The sequence below is a fragment of the Streptomyces sp. NPDC005195 genome, assembly GCF_040608315.1.
Taxonomy (GTDB): domain Bacteria; phylum Actinomycetota; class Actinomycetes; order Streptomycetales; family Streptomycetaceae; genus Streptomyces; species Streptomyces kaempferi.
This window is the reverse complement of the sequence record NZ_JBEXHZ010000004.1, coordinates 90,940-116,127: the sequence shown is the minus strand read 5'-3', so window position 1 is coordinate 116,127 and position 25,188 is coordinate 90,940. Positions and strand designations below refer to the sequence as shown.

21 protein-coding genes are annotated in these 25,188 nt (G+C 72.5%); 13 read left to right on the top strand and 8 right to left on the bottom strand.

Going from position 1 to position 25,188, the window contains the following annotated elements; all coding sequences use genetic code 11:
* Window positions 1–1,115 (top strand): amidohydrolase (locus tag ABZV34_RS06770; protein WP_356271990.1); only part of this gene is annotated, 1,115 nt, incomplete at its 5' end.
* Here the strand turns inward: ABZV34_RS06770 and ABZV34_RS06765 are convergent.
* Genes ABZV34_RS06765 through ABZV34_RS06755 form a run of 3 tightly spaced genes read right to left on the bottom strand, consistent with a single transcriptional unit; the run spans window position 1,090 to window position 5,703 of the window.
* Window positions 1,090–2,526: an extracellular solute-binding protein gene (locus tag ABZV34_RS06765; protein WP_356271988.1), complete on the bottom strand. Its 1,437-nt coding sequence runs from the start codon at window positions 2,524–2,526 to the stop codon at window positions 1,090–1,092. The genes ABZV34_RS06770 and ABZV34_RS06765 overlap by 26 nt on opposite strands.
* A complete protein-coding gene (locus ABZV34_RS06760) occupies window positions 2,523–5,333 on the bottom strand; it encodes a vWA domain-containing protein (RefSeq protein ID WP_356271986.1) in 2,811 nt (936 codons plus the stop codon). The genes ABZV34_RS06765 and ABZV34_RS06760 overlap by 4 nt, the downstream gene beginning before the upstream one ends.
* A gap of 4 nt (window positions 5,334–5,337) precedes the next feature.
* The gene (locus ABZV34_RS06755) at window positions 5,338–5,703 is read right to left on the bottom strand and encodes a hypothetical protein (RefSeq protein ID WP_356271984.1); all 366 of its coding nucleotides are present in this window, start codon (window positions 5,701–5,703) and stop codon (window positions 5,338–5,340) included.
* A 230-nt stretch (window positions 5,704–5,933) separates the two neighbouring features.
* On the opposite strand from ABZV34_RS06755, the gene ABZV34_RS06750 reads away from it, so the two are divergent.
* Both ABZV34_RS06750 and ABZV34_RS06745 read left to right on the top strand, forming a co-directional pair.
* Complete coding sequence (locus ABZV34_RS06750; RefSeq protein ID WP_356271982.1) at window positions 5,934–6,905, top strand: hypothetical protein; 972 nt, start codon at window positions 5,934–5,936, stop codon at window positions 6,903–6,905.
* Window positions 6,851–7,894 carry a hypothetical protein gene (locus tag ABZV34_RS06745; RefSeq protein ID WP_356271980.1) on the top strand — a complete coding sequence of 348 codons (1,044 nt, stop codon included), beginning with the start codon at window positions 6,851–6,853 and terminating at the stop codon, window positions 7,892–7,894. Before ABZV34_RS06750 ends, ABZV34_RS06745 begins: the two co-directional genes overlap by 55 nt.
* Window positions 7,895–7,946: 52 nt before the next feature.
* Here the strand turns inward: ABZV34_RS06745 and ABZV34_RS06740 are convergent, their stop codons facing one another.
* The 3 genes from ABZV34_RS06740 to ABZV34_RS06730 all read right to left on the bottom strand — a co-directional run bounded on the left by ABZV34_RS06740 (window position 7,947) and on the right by ABZV34_RS06730 (window position 10,969).
* Entirely contained in the window at window positions 7,947–9,014 is a 1,068-nt protein-coding gene (locus tag ABZV34_RS06740) for a hypothetical protein (protein WP_356271979.1), read from the bottom strand.
* Window positions 9,015–9,096: 82 nt separating this feature from the next.
* A complete protein-coding gene (locus ABZV34_RS06735; RefSeq protein ID WP_356272331.1) occupies window positions 9,097–10,266 on the bottom strand; it encodes a PP2C family protein-serine/threonine phosphatase in 1,170 nt (389 codons plus the stop codon).
* A 67-nt stretch (window positions 10,267–10,333) separates the two neighbouring features.
* Window positions 10,334–10,969: an NAD(P)H-binding protein gene (locus ABZV34_RS06730; protein ID WP_356271977.1), complete on the bottom strand. Its 636-nt coding sequence runs from the start codon at window positions 10,967–10,969 to the stop codon at window positions 10,334–10,336.
* A gap of 104 nt (window positions 10,970–11,073) precedes the next feature.
* Here ABZV34_RS06730 and ABZV34_RS06725 point away from each other — a divergent pair, with 104 nt between their 5' ends.
* The 4 genes from ABZV34_RS06725 (at window position 11,074) to ABZV34_RS06710 (ending at window position 15,810) form a co-directional block, all read left to right on the top strand.
* Window positions 11,074–11,529 carry a hypothetical protein gene (locus ABZV34_RS06725; protein ID WP_356271975.1) on the top strand — a complete coding sequence of 152 codons (456 nt, stop codon included), beginning with the start codon at window positions 11,074–11,076 and terminating at the stop codon, window positions 11,527–11,529.
* A 315-nt stretch (window positions 11,530–11,844) separates the two neighbouring features.
* A complete protein-coding gene (locus ABZV34_RS06720) occupies window positions 11,845–12,744 on the top strand; it encodes a hypothetical protein (RefSeq protein WP_356271973.1) in 900 nt (299 codons plus the stop codon).
* A gap of 141 nt (window positions 12,745–12,885) precedes the next feature.
* A complete protein-coding gene (locus ABZV34_RS06715) occupies window positions 12,886–13,815 on the top strand; it encodes an endonuclease/exonuclease/phosphatase family protein (RefSeq protein WP_356271971.1) in 930 nt (309 codons plus the stop codon).
* Window positions 13,816–13,863: 48 nt separating this feature from the next.
* Window positions 13,864–15,810, top strand: a complete 1,947-nt coding sequence (locus ABZV34_RS06710) for an FUSC family protein (protein WP_356271969.1) — start codon at window positions 13,864–13,866, stop codon at window positions 15,808–15,810.
* 142 nt (window positions 15,811–15,952) lie between these two features.
* Here ABZV34_RS06710 and snpA read toward each other — a convergent pair whose 3' ends face one another.
* Window positions 15,953–16,663: a snapalysin gene (gene snpA / locus ABZV34_RS06705; protein ID WP_356271967.1), complete on the bottom strand. Its 711-nt coding sequence runs from the start codon at window positions 16,661–16,663 to the stop codon at window positions 15,953–15,955.
* A gap of 184 nt (window positions 16,664–16,847) precedes the next feature.
* Between snpA and ABZV34_RS06700 the strand changes: the two genes are divergently transcribed.
* The 6 genes from ABZV34_RS06700 (at window position 16,848) to ABZV34_RS06675 (ending at window position 24,165) form a co-directional block, all read left to right on the top strand.
* Entirely contained in the window at window positions 16,848–17,789 is a 942-nt protein-coding gene (locus ABZV34_RS06700; RefSeq protein ID WP_356271965.1) for a LysR family transcriptional regulator, read from the top strand.
* A 307-nt stretch (window positions 17,790–18,096) separates the two neighbouring features.
* Window positions 18,097–19,854: a VWA domain-containing protein gene (locus ABZV34_RS06695; RefSeq protein ID WP_356271963.1), complete on the top strand. Its 1,758-nt coding sequence runs from the start codon at window positions 18,097–18,099 to the stop codon at window positions 19,852–19,854.
* 183 nt (window positions 19,855–20,037) lie between these two features.
* Window positions 20,038–21,759 carry a methionine--tRNA ligase gene (gene metG / locus ABZV34_RS06690; protein ID WP_356271961.1) on the top strand — a complete coding sequence of 574 codons (1,722 nt, stop codon included), beginning with the start codon at window positions 20,038–20,040 and terminating at the stop codon, window positions 21,757–21,759.
* 116 nt (window positions 21,760–21,875) lie between these two features.
* Window positions 21,876–22,352 (top strand): hypothetical protein, encoded by a 477-nt coding sequence (locus tag ABZV34_RS06685; protein ID WP_356271959.1) that lies wholly within the window; start codon window positions 21,876–21,878, stop codon window positions 22,350–22,352.
* A gap of 131 nt (window positions 22,353–22,483) precedes the next feature.
* Window positions 22,484–23,431, top strand: a complete 948-nt coding sequence (locus ABZV34_RS06680; RefSeq protein WP_356271957.1) for a hypothetical protein — start codon at window positions 22,484–22,486, stop codon at window positions 23,429–23,431.
* A gap of 95 nt (window positions 23,432–23,526) precedes the next feature.
* Window positions 23,527–24,165, top strand: a complete 639-nt coding sequence (locus ABZV34_RS06675; protein ID WP_356271955.1) for a hypothetical protein — start codon at window positions 23,527–23,529, stop codon at window positions 24,163–24,165.
* A 34-nt stretch (window positions 24,166–24,199) separates the two neighbouring features.
* Here ABZV34_RS06675 and ABZV34_RS06670 read toward each other — a convergent pair whose 3' ends face one another.
* Complete coding sequence (locus ABZV34_RS06670; protein WP_356271953.1) at window positions 24,200–25,168, bottom strand: intradiol ring-cleavage dioxygenase; 969 nt, start codon at window positions 25,166–25,168, stop codon at window positions 24,200–24,202.
* Window positions 25,169–25,188 lie beyond the last annotated feature (20 nt).

Here is a 25,188-nt window from a genome sequence, read left to right as displayed (position 1 = left end):
GCGCCGACATGGACGCGCTGCCGGTCCAGGAGGAGACCGGGCTGCCGTACGCGTCCACGACACCCGGCGTGATGCACGCCTGCGGACACGATCTGCTCCGCGCCGACATGGACGCGCTGCCGGTCCAGGAGGAGACCGGGCTGCCGTACGCGTCCACGACACCCGGCGTGATGCACGCCTGCGGACACGATCTGCACGTCACCTGGCTGGCGGGCGCGGCGCAGGCGCTCGCCGCCGGGCGCGACACCTGGTCGGGCACGCTGCTGGTGCTCGGACAGCCCGCCGAGGAGACCGGCGAGGGCGCCGCGGCGATGATCGAGGACCACGTCTACGAACGGTTCCCGCCGCCGGACGTGCTGCTCGCCCAGCACGCCGCGCCCGGTCCGACGGGGCTCTACGCCCACCGGCCCGGTCTCATCATGTCCGCCTCGACCGACGTGGACATCGTCGTGCACGGGCGGGGCGGGCACGGCTCGCGCCCGGAGTCGACCGTCGACCCCGTCGTCACCGCCGCGTACCTGGTGACCCGGCTGCAGACCGTCGTCAGCCGGGAGATCGCGGCGCGCGAGCAGGCCGTCCTGACGGTGGGACGGATCGAGGCGGGCACCCGCCACAACATCATCCCCTCCGAGGCCCGGATCGCCCTCAACCTCAGGACCCAGTCGGACGACGTACGGGAACGCATGATCGCGGCGATCCGGCGCATCGCTGCGGGCGAGTGCCTGGCGGCCGGCTGCCCGCGCGAGCCCGACGTCACCGTCGGCAACAGCTTCCCCGTGACCGTCAACGACCCGGACACCGACGGGCGGATCGCCTCGGTGCACGGCGAGGTCTTCGGCACCGGGGCGATCCTCGACCCGGGTCCGGCGATGGGCAGCGAGGACTTCCCGACGCTCGCGGACGGACGGATCCCGTACTCCTACTGGTTCGTGACGAGCACCCCCGCGGAGGTCTGGGACGCGGCTCCCGGCGACGACCTCATGGAGAAGTTCGCGGCCGTGCCCAGCAACCACAGCCCCCACTTCGCGCCCGACCCGCGCACCCTCGCGCCGGGCGTACGGACGCTGGTGTCGGGGGCGCTCGCCTGCCTCATCGCCTCGGAAGGATCCGCCTGAGCGCCCGGTCCAGTCCGGCCGCCAGCTCCGCGTCACTCGGCGGATCCTCGCCGAAGAGCTTGCCCAGTTCGGTGGCGAAGGTCTGGGTGAAGGCCCCGTAGAACGGGGTGCGGGGACGCTGCACGGCGCGCCGGAGAGCGGGCAGCAGGATGGTGCGGGCGTACCGGGGACGGCCGTGGTCGTCGCGCGGCATACGGTCGGCGCTCTCCGCGGAGGGCGACGCCGGCGGGGACGCCGAGGGGGAGGCACCGGCGGTCCTGGCCGTACCGCAGGTGACCCCGTCGTCCTGGTAGGCGGACTCCCGGGTGGCCGCGAACCCCGCGTCGAGCAGACAGCGTTCGCTCTCCTCGCCCGTGAGGAAGCCGATCAGTTCCTCCGCCTTCGCGGCACGCTCCGGAGACTGTGTGGTCACCGCGAGGTTCTGGCCGCCCAGCACCGCCCGGCCCGGCAGCGGGGCCACGCCGACCTGCGTCTCGCCGAGCGACTGGTGCAGGGTGCGGTACGCGTACGGCCAGTGGCGCAGGAACGCCGTACGGCCGTCGGCGAAGTCGGTGAGCGACTCGGTCTCGCCGGAGCGGAACGCGTCACCGAGCGTGTACGCGGCCTGAGCACGGGCGCGCAGTTGCGCCACCCCCTCGGTCAGCTCCGGCACGGTCGCGGTGTAGCGGCCCCGGTCGTCGGTGAGGGCACCGCCGCCGGCGGACAGGAACGCCTCGACACCGTTGACCGTACGGCCCTCGTAGGGGCCGAGCTGTGTGGTCCAGCCCTTCTCGTACTCCCGGGGCCGCCGCGCGCCCGGTGCCTCGATGGTGTCGGTCAGCTCCCGCAGCCGCTGCCAGCTGACCCCCCGGCTCAGGTCGGTGTCCCGGATGTGGGCCCGCTCCAGGTAGTCGCGGCGGTAGTAGAGGAGCCCGACATCGCTGTTGAACGGGACGGCGTAGACCTTCCCCGCCCAACGGGCCGTGCTCGCCACCGACTTGATGACATCGCCGTCGACCAGGCCGTCCGGCAGCGGGCTTATCAGATGCGCGGCGGCGAACTCCGGCACCCAGGTCACGTCGAGGTTGACGACGTCGTACTCCGCGCCGCGCGACTGCAGCGCGCCGAGGAGCTGGCTGCGCTGTTCGTCGGCGGACCCGGGCAGTTCGACCAGCCGGGCGTGCACACCGGTGTGCTCCTTGTCCTGCCGGGCGTTCCACGCGTCTATCAACTGCTGCCGGATACCGCCCTTTCCGGTCACGTCCCGCCCGCTGGCCACGATGATGTCCCCCGGGCCTCCGGGGGAGAGGGGCACACCGGACGGCGCGGAACCGCCACCGGTGCAGGCGGCGGTCAGCAGGAGCGCCAGCACCGGCCCGCACCGGTACGCGCGCCGGGCCCCCGCGCCGCCGTACCCCCGTCCCCGCGTCACTCGTCCCCCGTTCCCGTGCGCGCGACCTCGTCGCGCAGGTCCGCCACGAGGTCGCCCCTGGTGTCCAGACAGCGGCCGCCGCTCGCCTCGGACATCCGCCGGTCGGGACTCCCCTTGGCGCAGCCGCCGCTGTCCAGGGCTGCCATGACCACCGGAACACCCTTGTCGTGGAGCGGCCCGAGCAGCTCGTCGAGGTGATCGTGCGCGGTCAGGCGGTTGTTGTCCTCGTCGTCCGTGAGGAAGACGATCAGCTCGGGGCGGTTGTCGTCCCGTCCCTTGCGGTCCATGGTGTCCAGCGCGGCCCTGAGCGCGCCGTACGGATCGGCCTCCGCGTCCTGGACGACGGCCCCGCGGTCGACGGCTCGCTCGGCGTCCTGCCGTGTGTGCGGGCCGAACGCCAGGATCTCGCCGTAGGAGCGGCTGCCCGGCGAGGCGACGGACCAGACCCCGTACTCGTCCCGGTCGCCGAGCCCGGCGAACGACTGCTTCAGGATGCCGGGAGCGCCACCCGGCCCCTGCCACAGGTCGGCCATCGAGCCGGAGCTGTCCAGCAGGAACAGCACCCGGCCCGGCCCGTTGGCGTTGCGGTACCGCTTCAGGGCCGTCTCCATGGCGCCTGCGCCCGCCGCCCCCGCGGACGGGCCGGGATCGGCGATCAGCCCGGAGTCCCGGACCCGCGACGAGAGCAGGGCATGCGCCCCGGACGGGGAGCGGAAGCCGTCCTTCCCGAAGACGGCGAGGCCTCCGCCCGGCTCCCTCCCGCCGCCTGTGCCGCTGCCACTGCCGTGCCCGTCCCCGCCGCCGGACCCGCCACCCCGGTCCGTGAGCCAGTCGTGGAACGACCGGACCGCGTCGTCCCGCGCCGCGCCGTCGGCGTCACCGCCCGTCCAGCGGACCCGCACGAAGAGCGGGGCGAGGGCCGGCACGTCGTCGGGGTACTCGGCCATCCGCAGCGTGCGCGTCGTCCGGTCGCAGCCGACGCCGCTCACCATCAGGAACTCCGGTACGAGGGCCGCCGTACCCCGGTCGGTGTCCGCGTTGTCCGGCAGCGTGCAGAGCAGGTCACCGGCGGTGGGAGAGACCGGCCCGGTCTGGTCCACGCTCTCCTCCGCCCGGCTCACGTCGGGCGTCCCGGTGCCGTACAGACCGACCGTCGCCAGCAGCGCGGCGTCCGTGTACGCCGGGTCCGGACGCCGCACCTCGGCGCTCGCGGCCCGCCGCGTCAGCTTCTGCCGCAGGCCCGTGAGCGAGTCGCCGGTACGGTCGGCGACCGAGGCCTCGGCGATCTCCTGCGGCACGGACAGCACCACCGGGGAATACGCGAAGGGGGCCGCGTCCGGCTCCAGCGACACATAGCTGCGCCGGAGCCCGGTGGAGCGCGCCCGTGCCGCCGTCGCCGCCGTGGCCGGGATCCAGATGTCGGGCTGGGGTCCGATGTCGCGCTGCGGGTCGGCCTCGTCGCCGACCGGCCGCTGCCAGGGGTCCGACTGGTCGCGCAGGCCCGCCACCACGGCCGCCGACCCGGCGCCGTACACCGTGATCCCGCTGCGCCGGCAGCCGTCGTCCGTGGTGTTCGCCGCCGACGTGAGGTAGGTGTCGGCCGCCTCGCGGACGGTGGACTCCAGGTCGGGATCGGTGAGCAGGCGCAGTTCCAGGGGCGGGGCGCAGGGTGACCCGCCGGACGCGCCGTGGCCGAAGACCAGGTAGCCCGTGAGACCGAGGACGGCGACGGCCAGGCCGACGGCGGCGGCGGTGCGGCGGGGCCGACGGCGCGGGGAGCGCCACGGTCCGCGCGGGCGAGCGGTCCGGCCGGGCCGCCGGGACTCGGCCGGGCCGGTGGACCGGGGCCGGGTGAGGGTGCGGGCCGGGTGGACGCGGGTCCTTGCGGCCCGGACGGCGCCGGCTGCCGCGGCGAGGAGGCCGCGGATCCGGAGCCGGAGGGGCACGTCCGGACCCGGGGGCACGGTGGGTCCGGCGGGCGCGGCCCCGACCGTCCGGCCCGCCCCGGCCCCGGTCTCCCCGCCGGATGCGGTGGCCCCCGGCCGGACCGCCAGCAGCACGTCCACCGCCGGGTTCTCCGTACGGCTCTGCGGTTCCCAGGGTTCCCCCCGCTCGGTGCGGTGGTGGGCGGACATGTACAGCCTGAGCGCTTCCGAGAGGGCCAGGAACCGGACCTCGTCGCCCTGTCCCTCGACGCCGTCCGTCAGCAGGTCCACCAGCCGGGCCGTGAACGGCGTGGGGGTGTCGCCGTCCCCCGCGTCGACGCGGTGGTTGGCCTGCACGCCCATGAGCACGGAGACGCGCCGTCTGATGTCGGGTCTCTCCACCGCCTCCCACACCCGGGCCGCGTTGCCCGCGTTGCAGCAGTCGAGGACGACGACGATCCGCTCCGCGTCGCTGTTGGCGAGGATCCTCAGCACGTTGGTGAACGGCGCGGCCCCCTCGAACCCGGCCGTCCCGCCCCGGACGACCTCCGCGTCACGCATCTGCAGCCACAGCTCGTCACCCGCGCTGGGCACGGCGCCGTGTCCGGCGAAGTAGAGCAGGAGCAGGCCCTCGGCGGCGTCGACGGCCGTGCGCAGCTCCTTGCGGAACTCCCCCAGCACCGGGGAGGCCGCCACGGTGATCCCGTCCGGCCCGAGGACTCCGCCCCGCTCCAGCGCGCCGGCGAGCAGCGAGAGGTTGTGCGCGACGGCGGGCAGCGGGCTCGGGACGCCGTGACGGTGCTCCGGCCGCGTGAACTCGTACGCGGACACCCCGACCAGCAGTGCCCGGTTCACTCGTCCGCGCGGGTCGAAGCGGTCCACCCGACTACCTCTCGTCGGGGTCCACGGAATCGACGCGGGCATCGGGCGGATCACCGTTCTCGACGGAGCCGCGGTTGTCCCGCCAGGCCCCCACGGCACTCTTCACCTGGGCGAGCAGTTCCTTGAAGAGAGTCTCGGCGCCCGCGCCGATCAGGACCAGCACGATGTCCGTGCCGACGCCCATGGGCGTGCCCCGCGCGTCGGTCCCGGCGCGCTCCTCGATCCTGAGGTCGCCCCGCCCGACCAGCTCCTCCAGAGGCTTCTCGCGCTCCAGCCACTTCTTCAGTGCGCCGACGTCGCTCTCGCTCGCCGTCCCGTCCAGACGCACACGGACGGCACGGGTCGCCACACCCTCCCCCTCAGCAGTCATGACTCACCATCATGGCACCGGAGCACGCGTCCGGGGAGGCTCTCGACCGGGGCAGCGCGGCACGGACATCACGCACGCGGCGCCCCTGTGCTCCCCGTTGTCGGCGACATGACCTAGTCTTCGCTCACTCGTCACACACGGCTCACAGGTCACACACATGACCGGGACGCGATCCGTACGGATGACACCCACAGCTTCGTTCGTTCCGGGGGGTTCGAATCAGCGTGCGTATGCGCACTCTTCCCGCCGCCACTGCGCTGGCGGTCCTCTTCAGCTCGGCCGCCCTGGCCCTGGGCGGCACCGGCGTCGCGGCGGCCGACTCCAGCGGGCCACTCGACGTCAAGGACCCGTACGACACGGTCGTGGACTCCGTCCACCAGCGGCTGTTCATCAGCGACCCCGGCTCCCACCAGATCGTGGTCACCGACTACGCGGGCCGGATCGTCGGCAGGCTCACCGGTCTGCCCCAGGTCTCCGACCTCGAACTCGTCCCGGACTCGGGCACCTTGTACGCGGCCGTCGAGGGCGCCGACGAGATCGTGGCCTTCGACACGGCGCAGCTCACGCGGACCGCCGCGTATCCGACCGGGACGCATACCGAGCCCTCCTCGCTCGCGCTCGCGGGCGGCAGGCTGTGGTTCGCCTACGGCGACCAGTGGGAGTCGGGGCTCGGCGCCGTCGACCTGACCGCCGGGACACCCACGGTCACGCTCGATCTCGGCGCGGACCACGACTACGCCAGTCCGCCCCTGCTCTACGCCGACCCGGACAACCCGGGGACGCTGGTCGCCCTCGACGCGGGCATCAGCTCCGGTCCGGTCCTCGTCTACGACGTCTCCTCCGGTACGCCGGTGATCCGCGTCTCCGCCGACAAGGGCGGCTTCCCGAAGGACGCGGCCCTCACCCCGGACGGCCAGAACCTCGTCGTGGCAGGACCCGGGAACAAGGCGCTCACCGAGTACCGGCTGTCCGACCTGGAGCAGGTGCGCACCTACCCGGTGCCCGACACCCCGCAGGGCGTCAGCATCGCCCCGGACGGCACGGTCGCGGCGACCACCTGGGACTTCGACGACACCGGCGACACGTATGTCTTCACGGGCGGCCCGGACCAGCCCGCGAGCGTGCGCAACCTGCAGCCGGGCACGGTGTGGAACCGGCACGGCGCGGTCTGGTCGCCGGCCGGCGACAGCTGTTCGTGCTGACGGAGATCGCCTACTCGACCACGTTCCACGTCGTCGACGAGCCGCGGAAGTACGCCGGCACCCTGACGGTCGACGCGCCCGCGACCGCCTCGCGCGCCAAGTCCCTCACCGTCGACGGCAGGCTCACCGCCGGCCTGGCGCTGCCCGCCGGGACCCCGCTGACCGTCACGCGCACCGACATGGAGACGCCGAACGGCAAGTCGCTCGGCACCAAGACCCTCGGCTCCGGCGGCAGGTTCTCCTTCAAGGACACCCCGCCCGCCGGCGGCAAGGTGAAGTACACGGTCAAGTACGCCGGCGACGCCACCCACACCCCGGCGGCCGCCACGGACACCGTGGACGTCTCCCGCAGCGCCCCCTCCCTGACCCTCGACAACAACCGCAAGGTGTACGCCTACGGCACCGACGTGAAGTTCACGGCGCACCTGGGCTCCATCTACAAGAACCGCACGGTCGAGATCTGGGCGGACCCCTTCGGTTCCGACAAGCCCGACAAGCTGGTGAAGACGGGCAGGGTGAACTCGTCGGGCCACCTGTCGGTGACGCTCGACCTGACGCGCGACGCCAAGGTCACGGCGAAGTTCGCGGGAGACGCGCACTACGCGCCGAAGTCCGTGAGCAGCACCGTCGGCGCCCAGGTGAAGGTGTCCACGGCGATCAGCGGCCAGTACCGGACGAAGGCGGTGTACGGCCACACGTACGCCTATTTCCACAAGTCCAAGGACCCGCTGTTCACCACGACGATGACGGCGTACCCGAACCGTCGCCAGCGGCTGGAGATGGAGGTGTACTACCAGGGCACCTGGTACGACGCCGGCACCGACTACTTCAAGCTCGGCTCCACGGGCGTCTCCGAGGTGCGCCTCGGCGGCACCCACGAGACGGGCTACCGCATGCGGGTGCGCTCCTCGTACTACGACAACACGTCGGGCGACACCGTGAACTCGACGACGCACGGCGCCTGGAAGTACTTCCTCTTCACCAGTTGACGTACCCGGCGTGATCCGGCGGCCCGCTTCCCCCGCGAGGGGAGGCGGGCCGTCACACCTGGGCCTCCAGCCGGCTGAGCCGGCCCTGCACATGGTCCAGCGCACCCTGCCGGCGCCCCGGTACGCGCAGCCGCAACCCGGCCAGCGCGAGCCCCAGTTCACGGGCGCGCGGCGGGTCGTCGACCCGGCCCCACTGATGATGGGCCCGGTCCACGGCCGACTCGACGGACGGAGCGTCGCCGGGCTGTCCCGCGTCCAGGCGCGCGGTCGCCACCGACAGCCAGACCCGGCAGCTGCCGGCCGCGTCACCCGCGAGCATCGCCAGGTCCGCACGGACCTCCGCCCAGTGCAGGGCCTGCTCGGACGCGGTGCCCCAGGTGCGGACCGCCTCCTGTTCCCGGCGCGCGGCCAGCGCCGCGGCCTCTTCGTGCCGGCCCGCCTGCGCGGCGGCGGTGATCGCGGCGTGCGGGTCCGGCGCCGCGGGCACCCGCGCGTCCACCGCCAGCACGATCCCCGGCCGCCCGCCCTCACCGTCGGCGCGGGCCAGTGCCCGCTCGTGCAGGAGCGGCAGTTCGGGCCGGTGACCGCTGCGCAGGATGGTGGCGACGGCCTTCATGTACGCCGGGGACGCCACCGTGCGCCGGGGCGGCGGCGGGGCCACCCGCCCGTACAGGCCGACGCCCTTCCCCACCGGCAGGGTGTTCGTGGCGAGGTACTCCCAGCTCTCCGCGTCGGCGTGCAGGTCGGCCAGCAGCGCGGTGTTGCCCGGCGGGCGCAGCCGGAGTTCCTCGGCGATCCAGTGCCAGGGGAAGGCCGTGTAGCGGACGGTCGCCGGGGTGGTGCGGGCGAGCGCGAGATGGGGGAGGCGCTGACGGCGGTCCAGTTGGAGCTGACCGGTCACGAACACCGTCAGCGGACCGGGTGCCGTCGCCGCGGCACGCAGCCGGGTCAGGACGGCCTGCGGGTCCAGCGGGTCGGCCAGTTCGACCACGTTCGCCGTGTCCGTGCCGGACAGCACCGCGGGGGAGACGGCCGCGAGTACGGGGAGTACGGACGCCGCGTCCACCAGACATCCCTTGCCCATCGGCGAGGCCGCGAGGAGCAGCACGGTTCCGGGCATGGTTGCCTCCCCATCGATCACGTACGCCAGCACCGTAACCGCTGCGCCTGCAAAGGGGGCACGACAGACGTGCAAACGCCCCCTATGGCTGGCTTGTGCCGTCCGCCGTGCTGCCGCCGCCCGTCCGCCGCCGTACCGCGAAGATCGTCGTGTCGTCGGAGAGGCGTCCCCCGCAGTGCCGCAGCGTGCCGTCACGGACGAATTCGACGAGGCGTTGCGGATCGGCGGTGCCCGGGTCCGCGGAGAGGGCGCCGGCCACCCGTTCGCGGAGCGGGAAGAACACGCCGTCGGCGTCACGGGCCTCGGTGACGCCGTCCGTCACCAGGAGCAGGGTCTCGCCGGGTGCCAGCACGGCCGTCAGGACAGGGGGCCGGTCGGTGGTCAGGGCGGCGAGGCCCAGCGGCAGGCCGTGGCCCGGCGGCAGGCCGCGTACGCCGTCGGGGGTGACCACCAGCGGTGGTTCGTGGCCGAAGTTGACGAACTCCACGGTGTCGCGGTCGTCCTGGGGGAAGCCGACGAGGATGCCGGTGGCGAAGCGGTCCTGGTCGTCGCGGCCGAGCGCCGCCCGGTAGCGCACATGCCGGAGCATGCGCACCTCCAGCCGGTCGGCGACCGTGTCGAGGGTGGGCTCGTAGAACCCCGCCTCCCGGAACGTGCCGAGCAGCGCGGCCGCCGCCTCCACCGCCCCGAGCCCCTTGCCCTGGACGTCGCCGAGCAGCAGCCGGGTGCCCCGGGGGCCCGGCTGGATGTCGTAGAAGTCACCGCCGACCCGGGCCTCACTGTCCGCGGCGAGGTACACGGCCGCGTGGTCGAGGCCGCCCCAGCCCGCCGGCATCGGTCGCAGCACGGTGCGCCGGGTCGTCTCGGCGACATCCTGCATGTGCAGCATGCGCCGCTCGCCGCGGACCCGGACCACGCAGGCCAGGATGGCGAGGAGGCTGCCGACGGCTACGAGGATGAAGTCGGGCAGTCCCGTCCGGTACTGGTGCGGCCAGGACCTGTCCACCGCGAAGTAGGTGAGGATCGAGAGGCACGCGAGGACCGCCGTGCCCCACACTCCGCAGATCGCCGCCGCGATGCCCGGCACGAGCACGATCCAGGAGATCATCCGGAACGCGCCCGAGGTGTTCCAGTCGGCCGCCGCGATCGCGCCGAGCAGCAGCGCGGGCGGCAGCCACGCGACGCTGCGGCCGCGCAGTCTCAGGAGCTTCTGCCGCTGGACCGGATCGTCCCGTCCGGCCGGGGACGCCAGCGGGCCGAGCGGGGACAACCAGTCGCCCACCTCGCCGTACCGCCTGTCCTTCTCGGCGCGACCGATGTCAGTACGCCACGGACATCCGGGCACGCGGGTGCGTGGGCTTCTCCAGCTCGTCGACGAAGGCGACCGCGTAGTCCTCGGCGCTGATCCGGCTGTTGCCCTGGTCGTCGGTGAGCATCCGGTCGCCGCCGGTCCTGAACCGGCCGGTGCGCGGGCCGGGGGCGATCTCCGCGGCGGGCGAGACGTACGTCCAGTCGAGGTCGTCGACGGTGCGGTAGTAGGTGAGGGCGTCCCGGTGGGCGAACGCCTCCGCCAGCACGGTCTCGGGGAAGCCCGGCTGGTCGCAGAGCTCCTGTCCGGGCGCGACCTCCAGACTGCCCGCGCCGCCGACGACCACGAGCCGTGCCACGCCCGCCGCACGCGTACCGTCCACGAGCGCGTGGTTGAGGGCGAGGAAGGGGCCCGTGAGATCCGTACTGTCCCTCGGCGGTACGCACGCCGAGGCGACCGCGTCGGCGCCCGCCGTCAGTTCGCTCACCTTCGCCGCGTCGGCGGCGTCCGCGGCGGTGGCGGTGACCCCGGGGACCGGGGACCGCCCGGACCTGCTGACCGCCAGGACACGGTGGCCGCGCTCCAACGCCTCCGTGGCGATACGGCTGCCGACCATGCCGGTGGCGCCGAAGAGTACGAGCTTCATGGAAGTCAGCGAAACACGGGGCCGAGGCCCCCGCATCCCGACTTGCCAGGCGTCCGGGCGAGGTGTGCCCTGGAAGGCAGGGGCGAGGAGAGAGGAGTGCTCCCATGGCTCACGCGGCACCTGCCTCATCGGCGTCAGGGACACGGCACACATCACGGACGCCACGGCCCTCGGACGTCTTCGACGCGCGCACCCACGCCGTCGCCCAGCGGGCGGTACCCGTGCTCGGCGGGCTCGTCTACGGATTCTGGGCCGCGGCCATCAACCGCGACGGCGGACCCATCACGGGCTGGAACGTCCTGTTCGGGTTCGTGAGCGCGATCGTGTTCGCCGCGGTCTGCACCGGCGTCCTCATGGTGGCGCCCCTGCTGAGACGCGAACTGCACGCGGTGCTGTGGGCCGTGTTCGCCGGCCTCGCCTTCGGCTTCATCTACAGCCAGGCCGATCACAGCGTGTGGCGGTCCACGATGATGTCGCTGGCCGTCGCGTTCGGCGTGTTCGCGGTGAACTTCTACCGCTACTACACCCACGAGGACGGAGCGGGTCATCGCGCGGGCTGACGTCCCGCCCGCTTCGTATGTGGTGCACGAGACCCCGGCGGCCGCCGGGGTCTCGTGCACCTCCCTCACTCACCTACCTCCTGGAACGCCGGTCCCAGGAGTCACGGGGCGTGCCGCCCACGCCTGGCTCTTCCGGATTCCAGGAAACACCCGTTCGGGTGAGCCCTCCACCGGAGCGGGCGGAGCCCGTGTGCCGCCCGGCCTTCCCGGGGGTGCCGTCCGGGTCCCCGTCCGGGTCCCCGTTCGGCTTGTCGCATGCCCCCATATGCAGTCACACCGCTCGCGCCCTGCTCCGCCGGGGCTTTGCCTGAAGGGGTGTCCCCTCGTGCCCGGAGCGTCCTGTCGGCCGTTCTGATCGTCCTCGCCTGTCTGCTCGCGCCGCTCGGCGCGCTGTCCGGCTGGGCGATGTACGGCATCGGCGACAGCGGGCGGTACGAGGCCACGGTGGCGCCCCTCGCCTCCGACTCGGACGTGCGGGAGGCGATCGTCTCGGCCGTCACGGACGGGATCCTGCGCGAGGTCCACGTGGGCGCACCGCTCCAGAAGCCGGTGAACCACTTCGTACGGGACGCGGTGCGTTCGTTCACCCAGACCCCGGCGTTCCGCACGGCGTGGCAGGCGGTGAACCGGGCCGCGCACGACGCCGTGATGCGCGCGCTGCACAGCGACCGCGAGGAGGCCGTGACCATCGACCTCGCGCCGGTCGCCGAGCGGGTCAAGAGCCAACTCACGGTCGAACACATGCCGTTGGCGAACCGGATCCCCGTCGAGCACACCGAGATCACGGTGTTGCCGTCCGAGGACCTGAACCAGCTCCGGAAGGGGTTCCACGTGCTTGAATTCGCCGGCTTCTGGCTGCCGGCCGCGGCAGCCGTCCTCGCCGTGACGGGCATCCTGGTCGCCGTGTGCCGCAGACGAGCGGTGCTGGCCACCGGACTCGGCACGGCGCTGGGCGCCGCGCTGCTCGCTGTCGCGATCGCCGTCGGCCGCCGGCTCACGCTCGCCGACCTGCCGGCCGACGTGTCCCCCAGCGCGGCGGGCGCGGTCTACGACGCCCTCACCGGCACCCTCCGGCTCGTCTCCTGGCTGCTGCTCGCCCTCGGTGTCACGGTGGCGTCGACCGCGCTGCTCACCGCCGCGTTGGGGCGCCGCCGGCGAGCGTCCGCGGCGCCCGCGCAGGCCTCGGCGGACCAGCCGACGCAAGTCCGGGCCTGACAGGCGCTGCCTGAGGGAGGATTCGGGCATCCCACACGGACGAGTGGAGGGCCGGGCGTGGACACTGCGGCAGCGGAGCGGACGGACGAGCGGCGGCCACGGCGGCCACGGCGACCGGCCGGACGGAGGGCCGGGCCCTGGATGTCCGGCGCACTGCTCACCGGCCTGAGCGTCGTCGTGGGCTGCCGCGCCGCCGACACCGACGGGATCACCCCCGTGCCCCAGCTGCTCGCCTTCCTGCCGTGGCTGCTCGCCCCCCTCGGTCTCGCCCTGCTGCTCGCCCTGTTCGCGCGCTGGCGGACCGGGATGGTGTGGGGCGTGGTGGTGCTGGGGGCGATCGCCTGGTTCACCGAGCCGTACGGGAGGACCCGCGAGCCCGTCGGCAGTCCCGTCGCCGAGCTGCGGGTGCTGGCCTCCAACGTGCAGTTCGGAAGGGGAACCCCCTCACTCATCGCCGCCGTCCGGCGCGAGCGGCCCGCCGTCGTGTTCGTCGAGGAGTGCGAGTACGCCTGCTCCCGGGCACTGCACAACGCCTTCCAGCGGGCCGACGGCCCCTATCCGTACCGGGAGTCCGTCGAGGGCGCCGGCTCCGACGGGTCGGTCATCCTGAGCCGCTTCCCGCTCACGAAGGCCGCCGGCATCCGCGCCACGATGGGGATGCCGGGGGCCGTGGCCGACGTCGACGGCCACCCCGTACGGCTCCAGCTCGCGCATCCCAAGCCCCCGCTGCCGGGACAGGTCGGCCTCTGGCGCCACGAACTCGGCGAGCTGCGCGCCTACGCGTCCGCCGACAAGGCCACCCCCACCCTGATCGCCGGGGACTTCAACGCCTCCCAGGACCACGCCGCCTTCCGCCACCTCCTCGACACCGGCCTGCGCGACGCCTCCCGCCTCGCCGGCTCCCCGCGCACCCCCAGCTGGCCGGCCCGCACCACCCCCGCCCTCGGTGCCCAGATCGACCACGTCCTGGTCTCCGAGGAGTTCTCCGCGACCGGCGCCGCCTTCCTCCCCGTCGCCGGCAGCGACCACCGCGCCCTGCTCGTCGATCTCACCCTCCACCAGCCCGGATGAGTCCGGGGACGACTCCGCCCGGCTCCGTGAAACGGTCATAATGGGCCCATGCCCCGCCAGTTGCCCAGTGTGCTCACCCCTCCCGACTGGCTGGTCAGGAACCTCCGCCCGCAGAACGCCCCCGTCTCCCGCGCCGCCGTCGTCCGCGCCGCGGTCGCGATGTCCCTGCCGCTGGTGGCCGGCCTCGCCGTGGGCCGGCCCGCGTACGGGGCACTCGCCTCCATGGGCGCCCTGTCCGGCGTCATCGGCGACACCGCCGACGCGTACCGCATGCGCATCCTCACCATCGCCGTCCCCCAGCTCTTCGGTGCGGTCGGCGTCACGATCGGCGCGCTCGCCTTCGGCCACGGCTGGATCACCGTCACCGCCGTCACCGCCGTCGCGCTCGTCTCCGGGATGTTCTCGACGATCGGCTCCGTCGCCTCCGTGTCCGGACTGCTGCTCCTCCTCAACTGTGTGATCGGTGCCGGGCTGCCGTTGCCGGGCCCGTGGTGGCTGGCGCCCGTCCTGATGTCCGGCGGCGGCCTGCTGGTCCTCGCGCTCGCGCTGCTCGCGTGGCCGCTGCGCTCGGGCGTGCCCGAACGGATCGCCGTCGCGGACACGTACCGGGCCGTGGCGGACCTGCTCGCCGCGAGTGGCACCGACGCGTACGACGACCGCCGCCACACCGTCACCCAGTCCCTCAACCAGTCCTACGATCTCGTCCTCGCCCGGCGCGCCCGCCACCACGGCCGCAATCCGGAGCTCGCCCGGCTGCTGGCCCAGCTGAACGCCGTCACCCCCGTCGTGGAGAGCGCTCCGGCCGCCCACCAGTACGGCCGACAGCACGCCGAGCCGCTGCCCGCCGAGGTGCCCGCCGCCGTGCGCCGGCTCGCGGACGCCGTCGAGTCGGGCCGTACCGGCCCGGCAGACCTCAAGCTGCCCGTGCCCGCCAACGAGACCGCGCGCGCCGTCGACCACGCGCTGACCCACGCGGCCGGCGTCGTCACCGACCGCACCCCCGACGCGCGCGCCGCCGACGACCCCGTCGGCAGACCCGCCCGCCTCGGCGTCCGCGCGGCGCGCTCGGCCCGCGACGTCCTCCTGTCCTCCGGGTCCTGGCGTTACGGACTGCGGCTGGCCGTCTGCATCGGCCTCGCGCAGGCCCTGGTCTCGCTCGTGCCGGTGGCCCGCTCGTACTGGGTCGCCCTCACCATCACCTTCGTGATGAAGCCCGACTTCGGGTCGGTCTTCTCACGGGCGCTGATGCGCGCGCTCGGCACGGTGGCGGGGCTCGTCGTCGCGGCCGTCGTCCTCGCCGCGGTGCCGCTCGGCTGGTGGGACGTGGCGGCCATGGTCGTCCTCGCCCCGCTCATCCCGGTCCTCGGCGCACGCGGCTACGGCCATCAGACCGCCGCCGTCACCCCGGTGATCCTGCTCCTGTCCGACGTCCTCAACCACCAGGGCACCGCCCTGCTCGTCCCGCGGCTCGTGGACTCCCTCATGGGATGCGCGATCGCGCTCGTCGCCGGCTATCTGCTCTGGCCGGAGAGCTGGCACACCCGTGTCGGCGACCGGCTCGCCGACACGGTCGCGGACACCGCCCGCTATGTGGAGTACGCCTCCGCGCAGGACGCCGACGCCGCCGAACGCGCCCGTATGCGGCGCCGCCTCCACCGCGACCTGTCCGGCATCCGCACCGAGTTCCAGCGGGCCCTGAGCGAACCCCCGCCCAACGGCCGGCGCGCCGCCGCCTGGCTGCCGCTCGTCGTCGCCGTCGAGCGGATCGTCGACGCGACCACCGCGGCCGGGGTACGGATCCGGCACGGGGCCCCGCGTCCGTCGGCCGCCGAGTTCGCGCAGGTGGCCCTGCAACTGCGGGAACTGTCCGAGGGGCTGCGCGAGACGGACGTGCTCGTCGCCGTCCGTACGGATCTCGCCGGGCCGGCCGGCAGTGTGCTCGAACCCCTCCGGCAGGAAGTCGCCGCGGCCCGCGCGATCGCGTCACCTCGCTGAACGACCGGGGAACGGACCGGACCGGACGGGGGCCTCAGCCCTCAGCCTCGGCACCGGCACCGGCCCGGAAAAGCGGCGGTGCGGGCCGCCCGTGCAGGGGGCGGCCCGCACCCGTGGGGGGTGGGGCTGGTAAGGGGTCCGGCTAGCGGGCGTTCGCCTTGCTCAGGGCCTTGTCCAGCGCCTGTGCGAAGCCATTGGCCCACAGCTGGTTGACACGCGACCGCTCGGTCGTGTTGGGGTTCGCGTTGGTGCAGGAGGGACCGGGGCCGCCGCCCGACATCAGCTCGCTGCACGGACCGGAGTAGTGGTCGGGCAGACCGAGGACGTGACCGGTCTCGTGCGCGGTGATGCGGATCGGGTTGTACTGCTCGCTCTGCGCGTAGTCCAGGAAGACGTACCCGCTGCCGTGGCCGTCCGTCGAGGCGTACGAGCCGCGCGAGTCGTTGCCCTCGCGGTAGGTGAAGTCGGCGCTCGACGCCGAGCCCGACTGGAGCTTCACGTTCGCCACCGCGCCGTTCCATATCGCGGTGCTGCGCGCTATCTCGGTACTGAAGGAGGGCGCGCGGGAGGCGTTGTAGATCACGGTGACGGCCGCCGCGCTGTTCGGGTTCGCGGCGCGCTTCTCGGCGACGGACTTGATGACCGCCGCGAAGAACGCCTGGTTGACCTTGCTCTCCTCGGCGGAACCCGCGTAACCGGAGTAACCGGGGAGGGCGGAGTGTCCGGCGTGGACGGCGTCCCGCGCGGGGACGGGAGCCGCCACGGCGGGGACCGTGCCGAACCCGGCGGCCGCGAGGCCCAGACCGAGCGCGGCCGCGAGCACGGCCTTGGACTTGGGCAGGGGAACTCTCATCGATGACTCCTCGTGTGGGGGGTGAAGTCGTCACCGTGAGTTTCGGTGCCTGTGCGGCGGCTGTGATGATGGCAAGTGGCGATAGGCCAGGGCTATCGGCCCGTGGGGTCCGCCCAACTCGCCCGTTCCTCATGGGGTTTGTGCGTCTGGTGCAACCTCTGCTTCCGACTTAGGCTCCGCAGGCATGGAGCTTGAGGTCAGGCACCTCCGCGCGCTGTGCGCCGTCGCCGACACCGGCAGCCTGCACCGCGCCGCGCGCCTGCTCGGCGTCGCCCAGCCCTCGTTGAGCACCCAGCTGCGCAGGATCGAACAGGAGCTGGGCGGCGAGCTGTTCATCCGCGAACGGACCGGCTGCCGCCCCACTCCGCTCGGCCGGATCGTGCTCGGGCGGGCCCGCCCGCTGGTGGCCGAAATGCGGTCCCTCGTCGCCGAGGCGCGGGCCGCCGCCGCCGACGGACTCCAACTGCGTATCGGCTCCACCGCGAGCCGCGCCCTCGCCGGGTGGCTGCGCCGGCTGCGCGAACACCGCCAGGAACCGCTCCTCCAGATGGACGTGTCCGCGAACGCCCTGCTCAACCTGGTCGCCGAGGGACGGCTCGACGTCGCCTTCGTACACGAGGTGGAGGGCTGCCCCCTGCGCATCCCGGACGGACTGCGGCTGCGCGTCCTGGTCGAGCGCGAGCCCCAGTTCGTCTCCCTGCCCAACGATCACCCGGCCGCCGTGCGTCCCGTGGTCCACCTCTCCGAGCTGGCCCAGGACCGCTGGATGGTGGATCCCACGGTCGACGGCGAGTGGGACGCCGTACACCGGATGCTGCGCTCCGCCGGGCTCAACCCCCGTGTCCTGCACGGCGACTACCACACGGCGGCCTCCCTGGTCGCCACCGGCGAGGTCGTCACGGTCTGCCAGCCCACCCGCCAGTCCGGCCCCGAGACGGCGGTGCGCCCCCTGCACGGCGACCCGCTCGGCGTACGACTGCTGCTCGCGGCCCGTACGGAGGCGGAGCTCGACGGCGTCTATCCGGAACTGGCGGAAGCCTACGAGGAGACGGCACGGCAGGCACCCGCGTACCGGGAGTGGCTGGAACACGGCGGTTCGGGAACGCCGGTCCCCGCCCTCCCGTGAAGGTCGGCCGGTCTGCGCCCGGCTTCCTGTGTGAGGATGTGGGCCACGGCAGCAGTCTGCGCACTTTACTCTTCTCATACGAATCCATGACCTGGACTTGGTGCGGGGGAGAGGTGGGCGCGGGGGTGCGGTGGCCCGATGAACGTGCGGTGAACCCGTGGGATCCGTAGGGGTCTTGATAACGCTCTTGACACCGCTACCTGTCGGTACCCGACCCTGCCCAAGATCGCCGACAGCGGCCGCTAACCTTACGTGTCCGTCCTGGCCAGGGATTGACGGGCTTCAACTCATGCGAAGGGTTGCGCACATGGGCATTCTCACTCTCCTGCGGAACGCGTTCGGCCGCTCACGCCAGGGGCGTGACGCCGACGCGGAGACCTCGCGGGAAGCTTCGGCTCCCTCGGTTTCGGCCCCGGCGGCCGAACACGTTCCTTCGCAGGAGGCCGGACCGGTCTCCGCGCCGATCCCCTCCCAGGCGGCCGAACGGGCCCCCGCGGAGACCGAACCGAAGATCCCCTCGCCTTCGTCCGAACCGACGCCGGGGCCGACGTCGTCGGTGGTCGACGAGCTGGTGTCGGCGGCGTTCGACAACGTCACGGTCCCCAAGCCGACGGAGTCGACGGAGTCGGCCAAGCCGACCGGGGCGACCGGGGCGACGAAGTCGTCCGAGCCGGAAACGGCGACGACCTCGTCCCCGGAGACGGTGACCGAGGCCGCGCCGACGGCCGAGGTCGAGCCGGAGGCCGAGGCGGAGGCCGAGGCTCAGGTCGAGGCGGAGGCCGTGGTCGTCGCCGAGCCCGAGGCGGACGCTGAGGTCGACGCCGTGGTCGTGACCGAGGCCGACGCCGTGGTCGTGACCGAGGCCGAGCCGGCGCCCGAGACCGGGCCCAAGGCCGAGGTCGAGGCCGCACCCGTGGCCGAAGCCGAGGTCGAGCCTGCGGCTGAACCCTCGGTCGAGCCCGTTGCCGAGACCGAACCCTCGGTGGAGGCCGAGCCGGAGGCCGAGGCCGCCGCCGAGCCCGTCGCCGAGGTCACCCCCGAGCCGGAGCCCGAGGTCGAGACCACGCCCGCGACCGAGGTCGCGCCCGCGGTCGACGCCGAAGCCGCGGTCGTGGCCGAAGCCGAGGCCGTGGTGGAGGCGGTCGCGCCCGAGGCCGAACCGGTTGCGGAGGCCCCCGAGGTCTCCGAGCCGGAGGCCGAGGAGCCCGCCGCCGCGCACGCTCCGGAGGCGGAACCGGTCGCGCAGAACGCACCGGAGCCGACGCCGGTTCCCGAAGCCGTCGCCGCGCAGGCCGCCGAGCCCGCGGCCGCCGAGGACGCAGCCGAGGCCGGGGCCACGCCCGGGGCCGGAAACGACACTCACGTCGACACCGACCCCGACACCGACACCGACGCCACGACTCCCGCCGTCCCCCTCACCCACGTCCAGTCGACCGCCGCGACCCTCACCACCGCGTACCGGGAAGCCGCCACCACCCTCGAGAAGCAGAACCTCACCGGCGCCCGCGCCAAGGTCTACCTCGTCCTGGACCGCTCCGCGTCGATGCGCGCGTACTACAAGGACGGCTCGGCCCAGGCCCTCGGTGAGCAGGCCCTCGCCCTCGCCGCGCACCTCGACCCCGAGGCCACGGTCCCGGTCGTCTTCTTCTCCACCGAGCTCGACGGCACCGGCGAGCTCACCCTCGCCGACCACGAGAACAAGGTCGACGAGCTCCACGGCACCCTCGGCCGCATGGGTCGTACCAGCTACCACGTCGCCGTACAGGAAGTCCTCGCCCAGCACGAGAAGTCGCAGAACCCCGCGGCCCCCGCGCTGGTGATCTTCCAGACGGACGGTGCCCCGGACGCCAAGACCCCGGCCACCCAGGCGCTCACCGACGCGGCGCGGTCCCACCCCGCCGTCTTCTTCTCCTTCGTCGCCTTCGGCGAGCAGGAGAACAAGGCGTTCGACTACCTGCGCAAGCTGAAGACCGCCAACGCGTCCTTCTTCCACGCGGGTCCCACCCCCCGCGAACTGACGGACGCCGAGGTCTACGAGGGGGTCCTCGCGAACTGGCGCCCGTAGGCGGCGCCGGCCCCGGCCGGAACCCCAGCGCGGACCACCGGAGGCCGCCCGCTTCCCATCCCGTAAAACGGGAGGCGGGCGGCCTACCCATGTCGGCTACGATTTCAAGGTTCGTAAGACGACCGGCGACCCGATCCGAATCGCCGGCCGTCACCCCACGTAGCGACTTGGGAGCAGCCCGCGATGGCTCGACACCTCATCACCAGCGCCCTTCCGTACATCAACGGGATCAAGCACCTGGGCAACATGGTGGGGTCCATGCTCCCGGCGGACGTGTACTCCCGCTACCTCCGCCAGCGCGGCCACGACGTGCTGTACATCTGCGCGACGGACGAGCACGGCACCCCGGCCGAACTGGCGGCGAAGGAGCGGGGCATCCCCGTCGACGTGTTCTGCGCGCAGGCGCACGACGCCCAGAAGGCGGTCTACGACGGCTTCGAGCTGGCCTTCGACTACTTCGGCCGCAGTTCCAGCGAGCAGAACCGCGAGATCACCCAGCACTTCGCCCGCCGCCTGAACGAGAACGGCTTCATCGAGAAGCGCGCGATCCGTCAGGTGTACTCGCCGACGGACGGCCGTTTCCTCCCGGACCGCTACGTCGAGGGCACCTGTCCGCACTGCGGCTACGACAAGGCGCGCGGCGACCAGTGCGAGAACTGCACGCGCGTCCTGGACCCGACCGACCTGATCAACCCGCGTTCGGCGATCTCCGGCTCGACGGACCTGGAGGTCCGCGAGACGACGCACCTCTTCCTGCTCCAGTCGAAGCTGCAGCACGAGGTCGAGGCCTGGGTCTCCCGGCACGAGGAGGAGTGGCCGCAACTGGCCTCCTCCATCGCCCGCAAGTGGCTGACCGAGGGCCTGCACGACCGCGCGATCACCCGTGACCTCGACTGGGGCGTCCCGGTGCCCGCCGACACCTGGCCGGAACTGGCCGCCGAGGGCAAGGTCTTCTACGTCTGGTTCGACGCCCCGATCGAGTACATCGGCGCGACGAAGGAGTGGGCGGACGCGGCGCCCGCCGGCGAGGTCCGCGACTGGAAGTCCTGGTGGTACGAGGCCGACGACACGGTCCGCTACACGGAGTTCATGGCGAAGGACAACGTCCCGTTCCACACGGTGATGTTCCCGGCCACGGAGCTCGGTGTCCGAGAGCCCTGGAAGAAGGTCGACTACGTCAAGGCCTTCAACTGGCTGACGTACTACGGCGGGAAGTTCTCCACGTCCCAGAAGCGCGGTGTCTTCACCGACCAAGCGCTCGACATCCTGCCCGCGGACTACTGGCGCTATTTCCTCATCGCCAACGCCCCCGAGTCGGACGACTCGTCCTTCACCTGGGAGCACTTCACCACCACGGTCAACAAGGACCTCGCCGACACCCTCGGCAACTTCGTCAACCGCGTCCTGTCCTTCTCCAGGAAGCGCTTCGGCGACGAGGTCCCGGCGGGCGCGGCGGCCGGCGAGGCGGAGACGAAGCTCGGCGAGGAGATCGCCGGTCTGCTGGCCGAGTACGAGACCCAGATGGAGGCCCTCCAGTTCCGCAAGGCGGCGGCGGCGCTGCGTGCCCTGTGGTCGGCGGGCAACTCCTACCTGGAGGAGAAGGCCCCCTGGCTGGAGATCAAGACCGATCCCGACGGCGCGGCCCTGACCCTGCGCACGGCGATGAACCTGATCCACCTCTACTCGGTGGTCTCGGAGCCCTTCATCCCCGCCTCGGCCAAGGCGATGCGCTCCGCGTTCGCGCTGGCGGACGACACGGCGGTGTGGGTGTCCGCGGACGAGGCGAAGTCCCTGGACGCCGTGCCGGCGGGCACCGCGTTCACCGTGCCGCCGGTGCTCTTCGCCAAGATCACGGACGAGGACCTGGAGTCGTACAAGGAGCGCTTCGGCGGCGCTCCGGAGTAGTCCGGACAGCGGGAGCGGGGCCCGGCGTCACTCGACGCCGGGCCCCGCTGCCATGTCCGGCGGCCGGAAACCGACCCCGCTGGTGACATGCGCGCGCCCACCCGTATGGTTTCGCCATGGCAGTCCCTCCGGTCATCCCGATCGCCTTCGAGCCGAAGTCCCGCACCGAGACCATAGGTCGCTACGCGGACGGCCAGTTCCTGGCGTCGGTCACCTACGCATTCCCCGAGGGCTACCGGCCCGACGACGGCTGGGAAGAGCACAAGCACCTCTACACGGTGCTGCACACCTTCGACTCCCAGGGCCACTACCGCGACTCCGAGATCTGGTGCGCGGGTACCTGGGCCGAGCAGCAACTGACCCCGGACGGCGAGGGTTCGGTCCTCTCCCTGGCCAGGGCCCACCTGGCGAAACTCCTGCGGAGCCTGCCCCGGCGCTCCTACACGGACATCGCGGTCCGCCCCTTCCAACTCACCGTCGACGGCGTGCTCTTCGGCCTGGTGATCAAGGAGGACGAGGAGGAGACCTGGGCCGAGCTCTACCCGGACCGCCTCGGCTTCGCCGACCCGTGGGACGGCACGTACGACACCTGAGCCCCACGTACGGCCGCCGGCACTCCGGCGCGAACCGACCCCGGCGGCGTGAACGTTTCATCGACCCCCGAAAGAGTGATCCCCTCCTGTCGGCCCGACACCCGGGCCAAGATCTCTCTAGGTTCAGCCGCATGGTCACATCAGCTCACGAGGGCTCGCACCGGATCTTCCAGGAACGGCCCGAGATCCTCACCCCCGTCTTCGGGGTTCTGGGCATCGCGTTACCCGAGAAGGCAACGGTGGACGCGATCACCACCGACGTGACGGAGACCCGCCCGCTGGAACGCCGAGTAGACACCCTGCTGCGGGTCGGCCCGTCCGACGGGGATCCTTTCCTGCTGGCCATCGAGGCGCAGGGGAAACGAGACGCGGACAAGGCGTCGAGCTGGTCGTACTACGTCGCCCACCTCCAGGCGAAGTACGACCTGCCCGTACTGCTGCTCGTGGTCTGCCAGGACAGGGCCACGGCCAAGTGGGCGGCAGGCCCTTTCGACTGCGAAGCGCGTGGCTGGACAACCCAGCGAACCTGTCCCCTGGTCATCGGGCCGGACAACCTCCCGGTGATCACTGACCGGCGAACCGCGGCCGAGAACCCCGCGATGGCCACCTTCTCCGCACTGACACATGCACGAAGTCCCGACATCGACGCCATACTGGAAGCGCTGGGTCGCGCTCTCCAGTCGATGGATGAGAAGTCCGCGGAGTATTACAACGAGTTCCTGGACGTCAACCTGGGGCGCACCCCAGCCGGAGACAAGTGGAGGGAAATCTTGAGCTTCGTCACCTACTTCCCGGGCCGGGGCACCGTTCGAGAGACGGCGTACCTCGAAGGCAAGGCCGAAGGCAAGGCAGAAGGCCAGGCAGAAGGCCAGGCTGAGGGACGGGTCGAAGACCGCGCCGCGCTGATCCTGCGCGTGCTGGAGAAACGCGGTATCGACGTTCCCGAGCCCGCCCGGGAGCTCATCGGTTCCTGCACGGACCTCGACACCCTCACCCTCTGGTTCGACCGGGCCCTGACGGCCGCCAGCAGCGAGGATCTGTTCGTCGAGGAGTCCGGCGCCGGCGACGGCTCCGTCTGACGTTCGCGGAGGGGGCCGCCGAAGTGCCCCGCGCCCGGGGTGCCTTGGCGGGGCCCGGTCCGGCCGGCCCGTATCGGCCTGCCTACCCTGGCTCGGTGATCACCACTTCGTCGGTCCTCGGACAGTTCGATCTCTGCGCGGACCGGGCGGCGTTCCCCGATATCGACAACGGCTACTACTACCCGGTCGACGCGCGGCTCCATGTGCTCGGGGACGGTACGCGCTGGGCCATGGTCGCCGAGCTGCTCGGCTACAACCCGCGCGGCGGCAATCTCATCGACGTCATGCACCGCTTCGGCAACTGCCTCACGCACGGTGAGCCCGGGTTCGGCGCGTTCCTGGACCGGGTGGACAACATGGCGGAGATCGATCCCGAGGATGCCGAGGTCTGCGCCGGAGGAGCCCCCCTGGTCGTCCGGGGGACCGCCCTCACGGTCGGCGCCGACGCCGGCACCCCCCTGCAGGACGTGTTCCGCCTGCTGGCCCCGGAGAACAAGCGGCTTCTCCTGGCCGACGAGACGGAACTCCGGGACGGCCTCCCCGCCGACCTGCCCGTACTGCTGCGGCTCGACGAGTGGAACCAGCCCGAGGACCTCTGGGACACCCCACCCAGCGCTCACGAGACCTTCCGGCTGATCGCCGACGTACTGAACTCCTCGGACCCGGCCCGGTACCGGCCGACGCTCCCGCCCAACACCCACTGGTCCCACTGGCCCGACGCCGGAACACTCTGACCAGGACCGGCCACCGCTCAGGCGAACCGTCGCGTCAACTCGCCGAAGCCGAGTCCGAAGCCGTCCCGCCCGGCACCGTGTCGGTGCTGTCGTGCGTCTCGTCCGAGGCCACGCCCACCGTCAGGTGCGCGCGAACTCCCCTCGCCGGGTGCTTCCTGTCGTACGTGAGGTACAGGAGTCCGCCCGTGTGACCGTTCTGCGGGTAGATCGTGTCCTCGGTCAGCGTGGTGCGGGTGGCGGTGTTCGTGGAGTACGGCGAGACCGTCGCCGCCGCCAGGACGGACGGCTCGTCGAAGAAGAACTGGCCCGTGTGGCAGGTGTGCCCGCCCTCGTAGCCCGCGTCGGTCCAGGCACCGTCGACGTGGACCTTCGTGTGGATGTGGACGGCACGGCCCCGGTACCAGCCCGGGAAGACCGTCTTGAAGGTGACGTGACCGTGCCTGTCGGTCTTCCAGGTGCCCCGGAGGTAGCGCTCGTCGTCGGTCGGCTCGGAGTGCCCACCGCCCGTGCCGCCGGAGGGCCCGCCGGACGGAGGCTCACCCGTGGGCGTGCCCGAGGGGGCGCCGGGCGGGGAACCGGTGGGCGGAGTGCCCCCGCCACCACCCCCGCCACCGCCGCTGCCCATCGCCTCGTAACCGGAGTAGATGCCCAGCGCGGTGCAGTGCCAGATGTCGACCGCCGCGTTCTTCACGGGTCTGCACGTGTCCGCGTCGATCACCTTGAGCCGGAGGGTCATGGGAATGCCCTCCTGGCCCTCCGTGATGTCCTGTCGGATCTTGTCCGCGTCGATGTAGTAAGGGCCTTCGGTGGTCTCCGAGGTGAGCGTGTAGCACGCCTGCGTCGCGCCGGCGGAAGCGGAGGCGCCGTTCTTCCTCTCGTCCGCGAACGCGTCCACGGCGAGCCCGCCGGCCACGGCCACCGCGGCGACAGTCGCTCCACCTGCGACGATGACCTCACGCCGGGTCACGTTCCGTTGATGTGGCGGTTCTTGTCTCTCAGTCATGGGCAGCGACGCTAGGGACG

Bases quoted from the DNA above. Each gene is read 5' to 3' on its own strand.
- ABZV34_RS06755 (WP_356271984.1), bottom strand. From the start codon at position 5,703: ATGACTGCTGAGGGGGAGGGTGTGGCGACCCGTGCCGTCCGTGTGCGT.
- ABZV34_RS06750 (WP_356271982.1), top strand. From the start codon at position 5,934: ATGCGCACTCTTCCCGCCGCCACTGCGCTGGCGGTCCTCTTCAGCTCG.
- ABZV34_RS06740 (WP_356271979.1), bottom strand. From the start codon at position 9,014: ATGCCCGGAACCGTGCTGCTCCTCGCGGCCTCGCCGATGGGCAAGGGA.
- ABZV34_RS06730 (WP_356271977.1), bottom strand. From the start codon at position 10,969: ATGAAGCTCGTACTCTTCGGCGCCACCGGCATGGTCGGCAGCCGTATC.
- ABZV34_RS06725 (WP_356271975.1), top strand. From the start codon at position 11,074: ATGGCTCACGCGGCACCTGCCTCATCGGCGTCAGGGACACGGCACACA.
- ABZV34_RS06715 (WP_356271971.1), top strand. From the start codon at position 12,886: ATGTCCGGCGCACTGCTCACCGGCCTGAGCGTCGTCGTGGGCTGCCGC.
- ABZV34_RS06710 (WP_356271969.1), top strand. From the start codon at position 13,864: ATGCCCCGCCAGTTGCCCAGTGTGCTCACCCCTCCCGACTGGCTGGTC.
- snpA (WP_356271967.1), bottom strand. From the start codon at position 16,663: ATGAGAGTTCCCCTGCCCAAGTCCAAGGCCGTGCTCGCGGCCGCGCTC.
- ABZV34_RS06700 (WP_356271965.1), top strand. From the start codon at position 16,848: ATGGAGCTTGAGGTCAGGCACCTCCGCGCGCTGTGCGCCGTCGCCGAC.
- ABZV34_RS06695 (WP_356271963.1), top strand. From the start codon at position 18,097: ATGGGCATTCTCACTCTCCTGCGGAACGCGTTCGGCCGCTCACGCCAG.
- metG (WP_356271961.1), top strand. From the start codon at position 20,038: ATGGCTCGACACCTCATCACCAGCGCCCTTCCGTACATCAACGGGATC.
- ABZV34_RS06685 (WP_356271959.1), top strand. From the start codon at position 21,876: ATGGCAGTCCCTCCGGTCATCCCGATCGCCTTCGAGCCGAAGTCCCGC.
- ABZV34_RS06680 (WP_356271957.1), top strand. From the start codon at position 22,484: ATGGTCACATCAGCTCACGAGGGCTCGCACCGGATCTTCCAGGAACGG.
- ABZV34_RS06670 (WP_356271953.1), bottom strand. From the start codon at position 25,168: ATGACTGAGAGACAAGAACCGCCACATCAACGGAACGTGACCCGGCGT.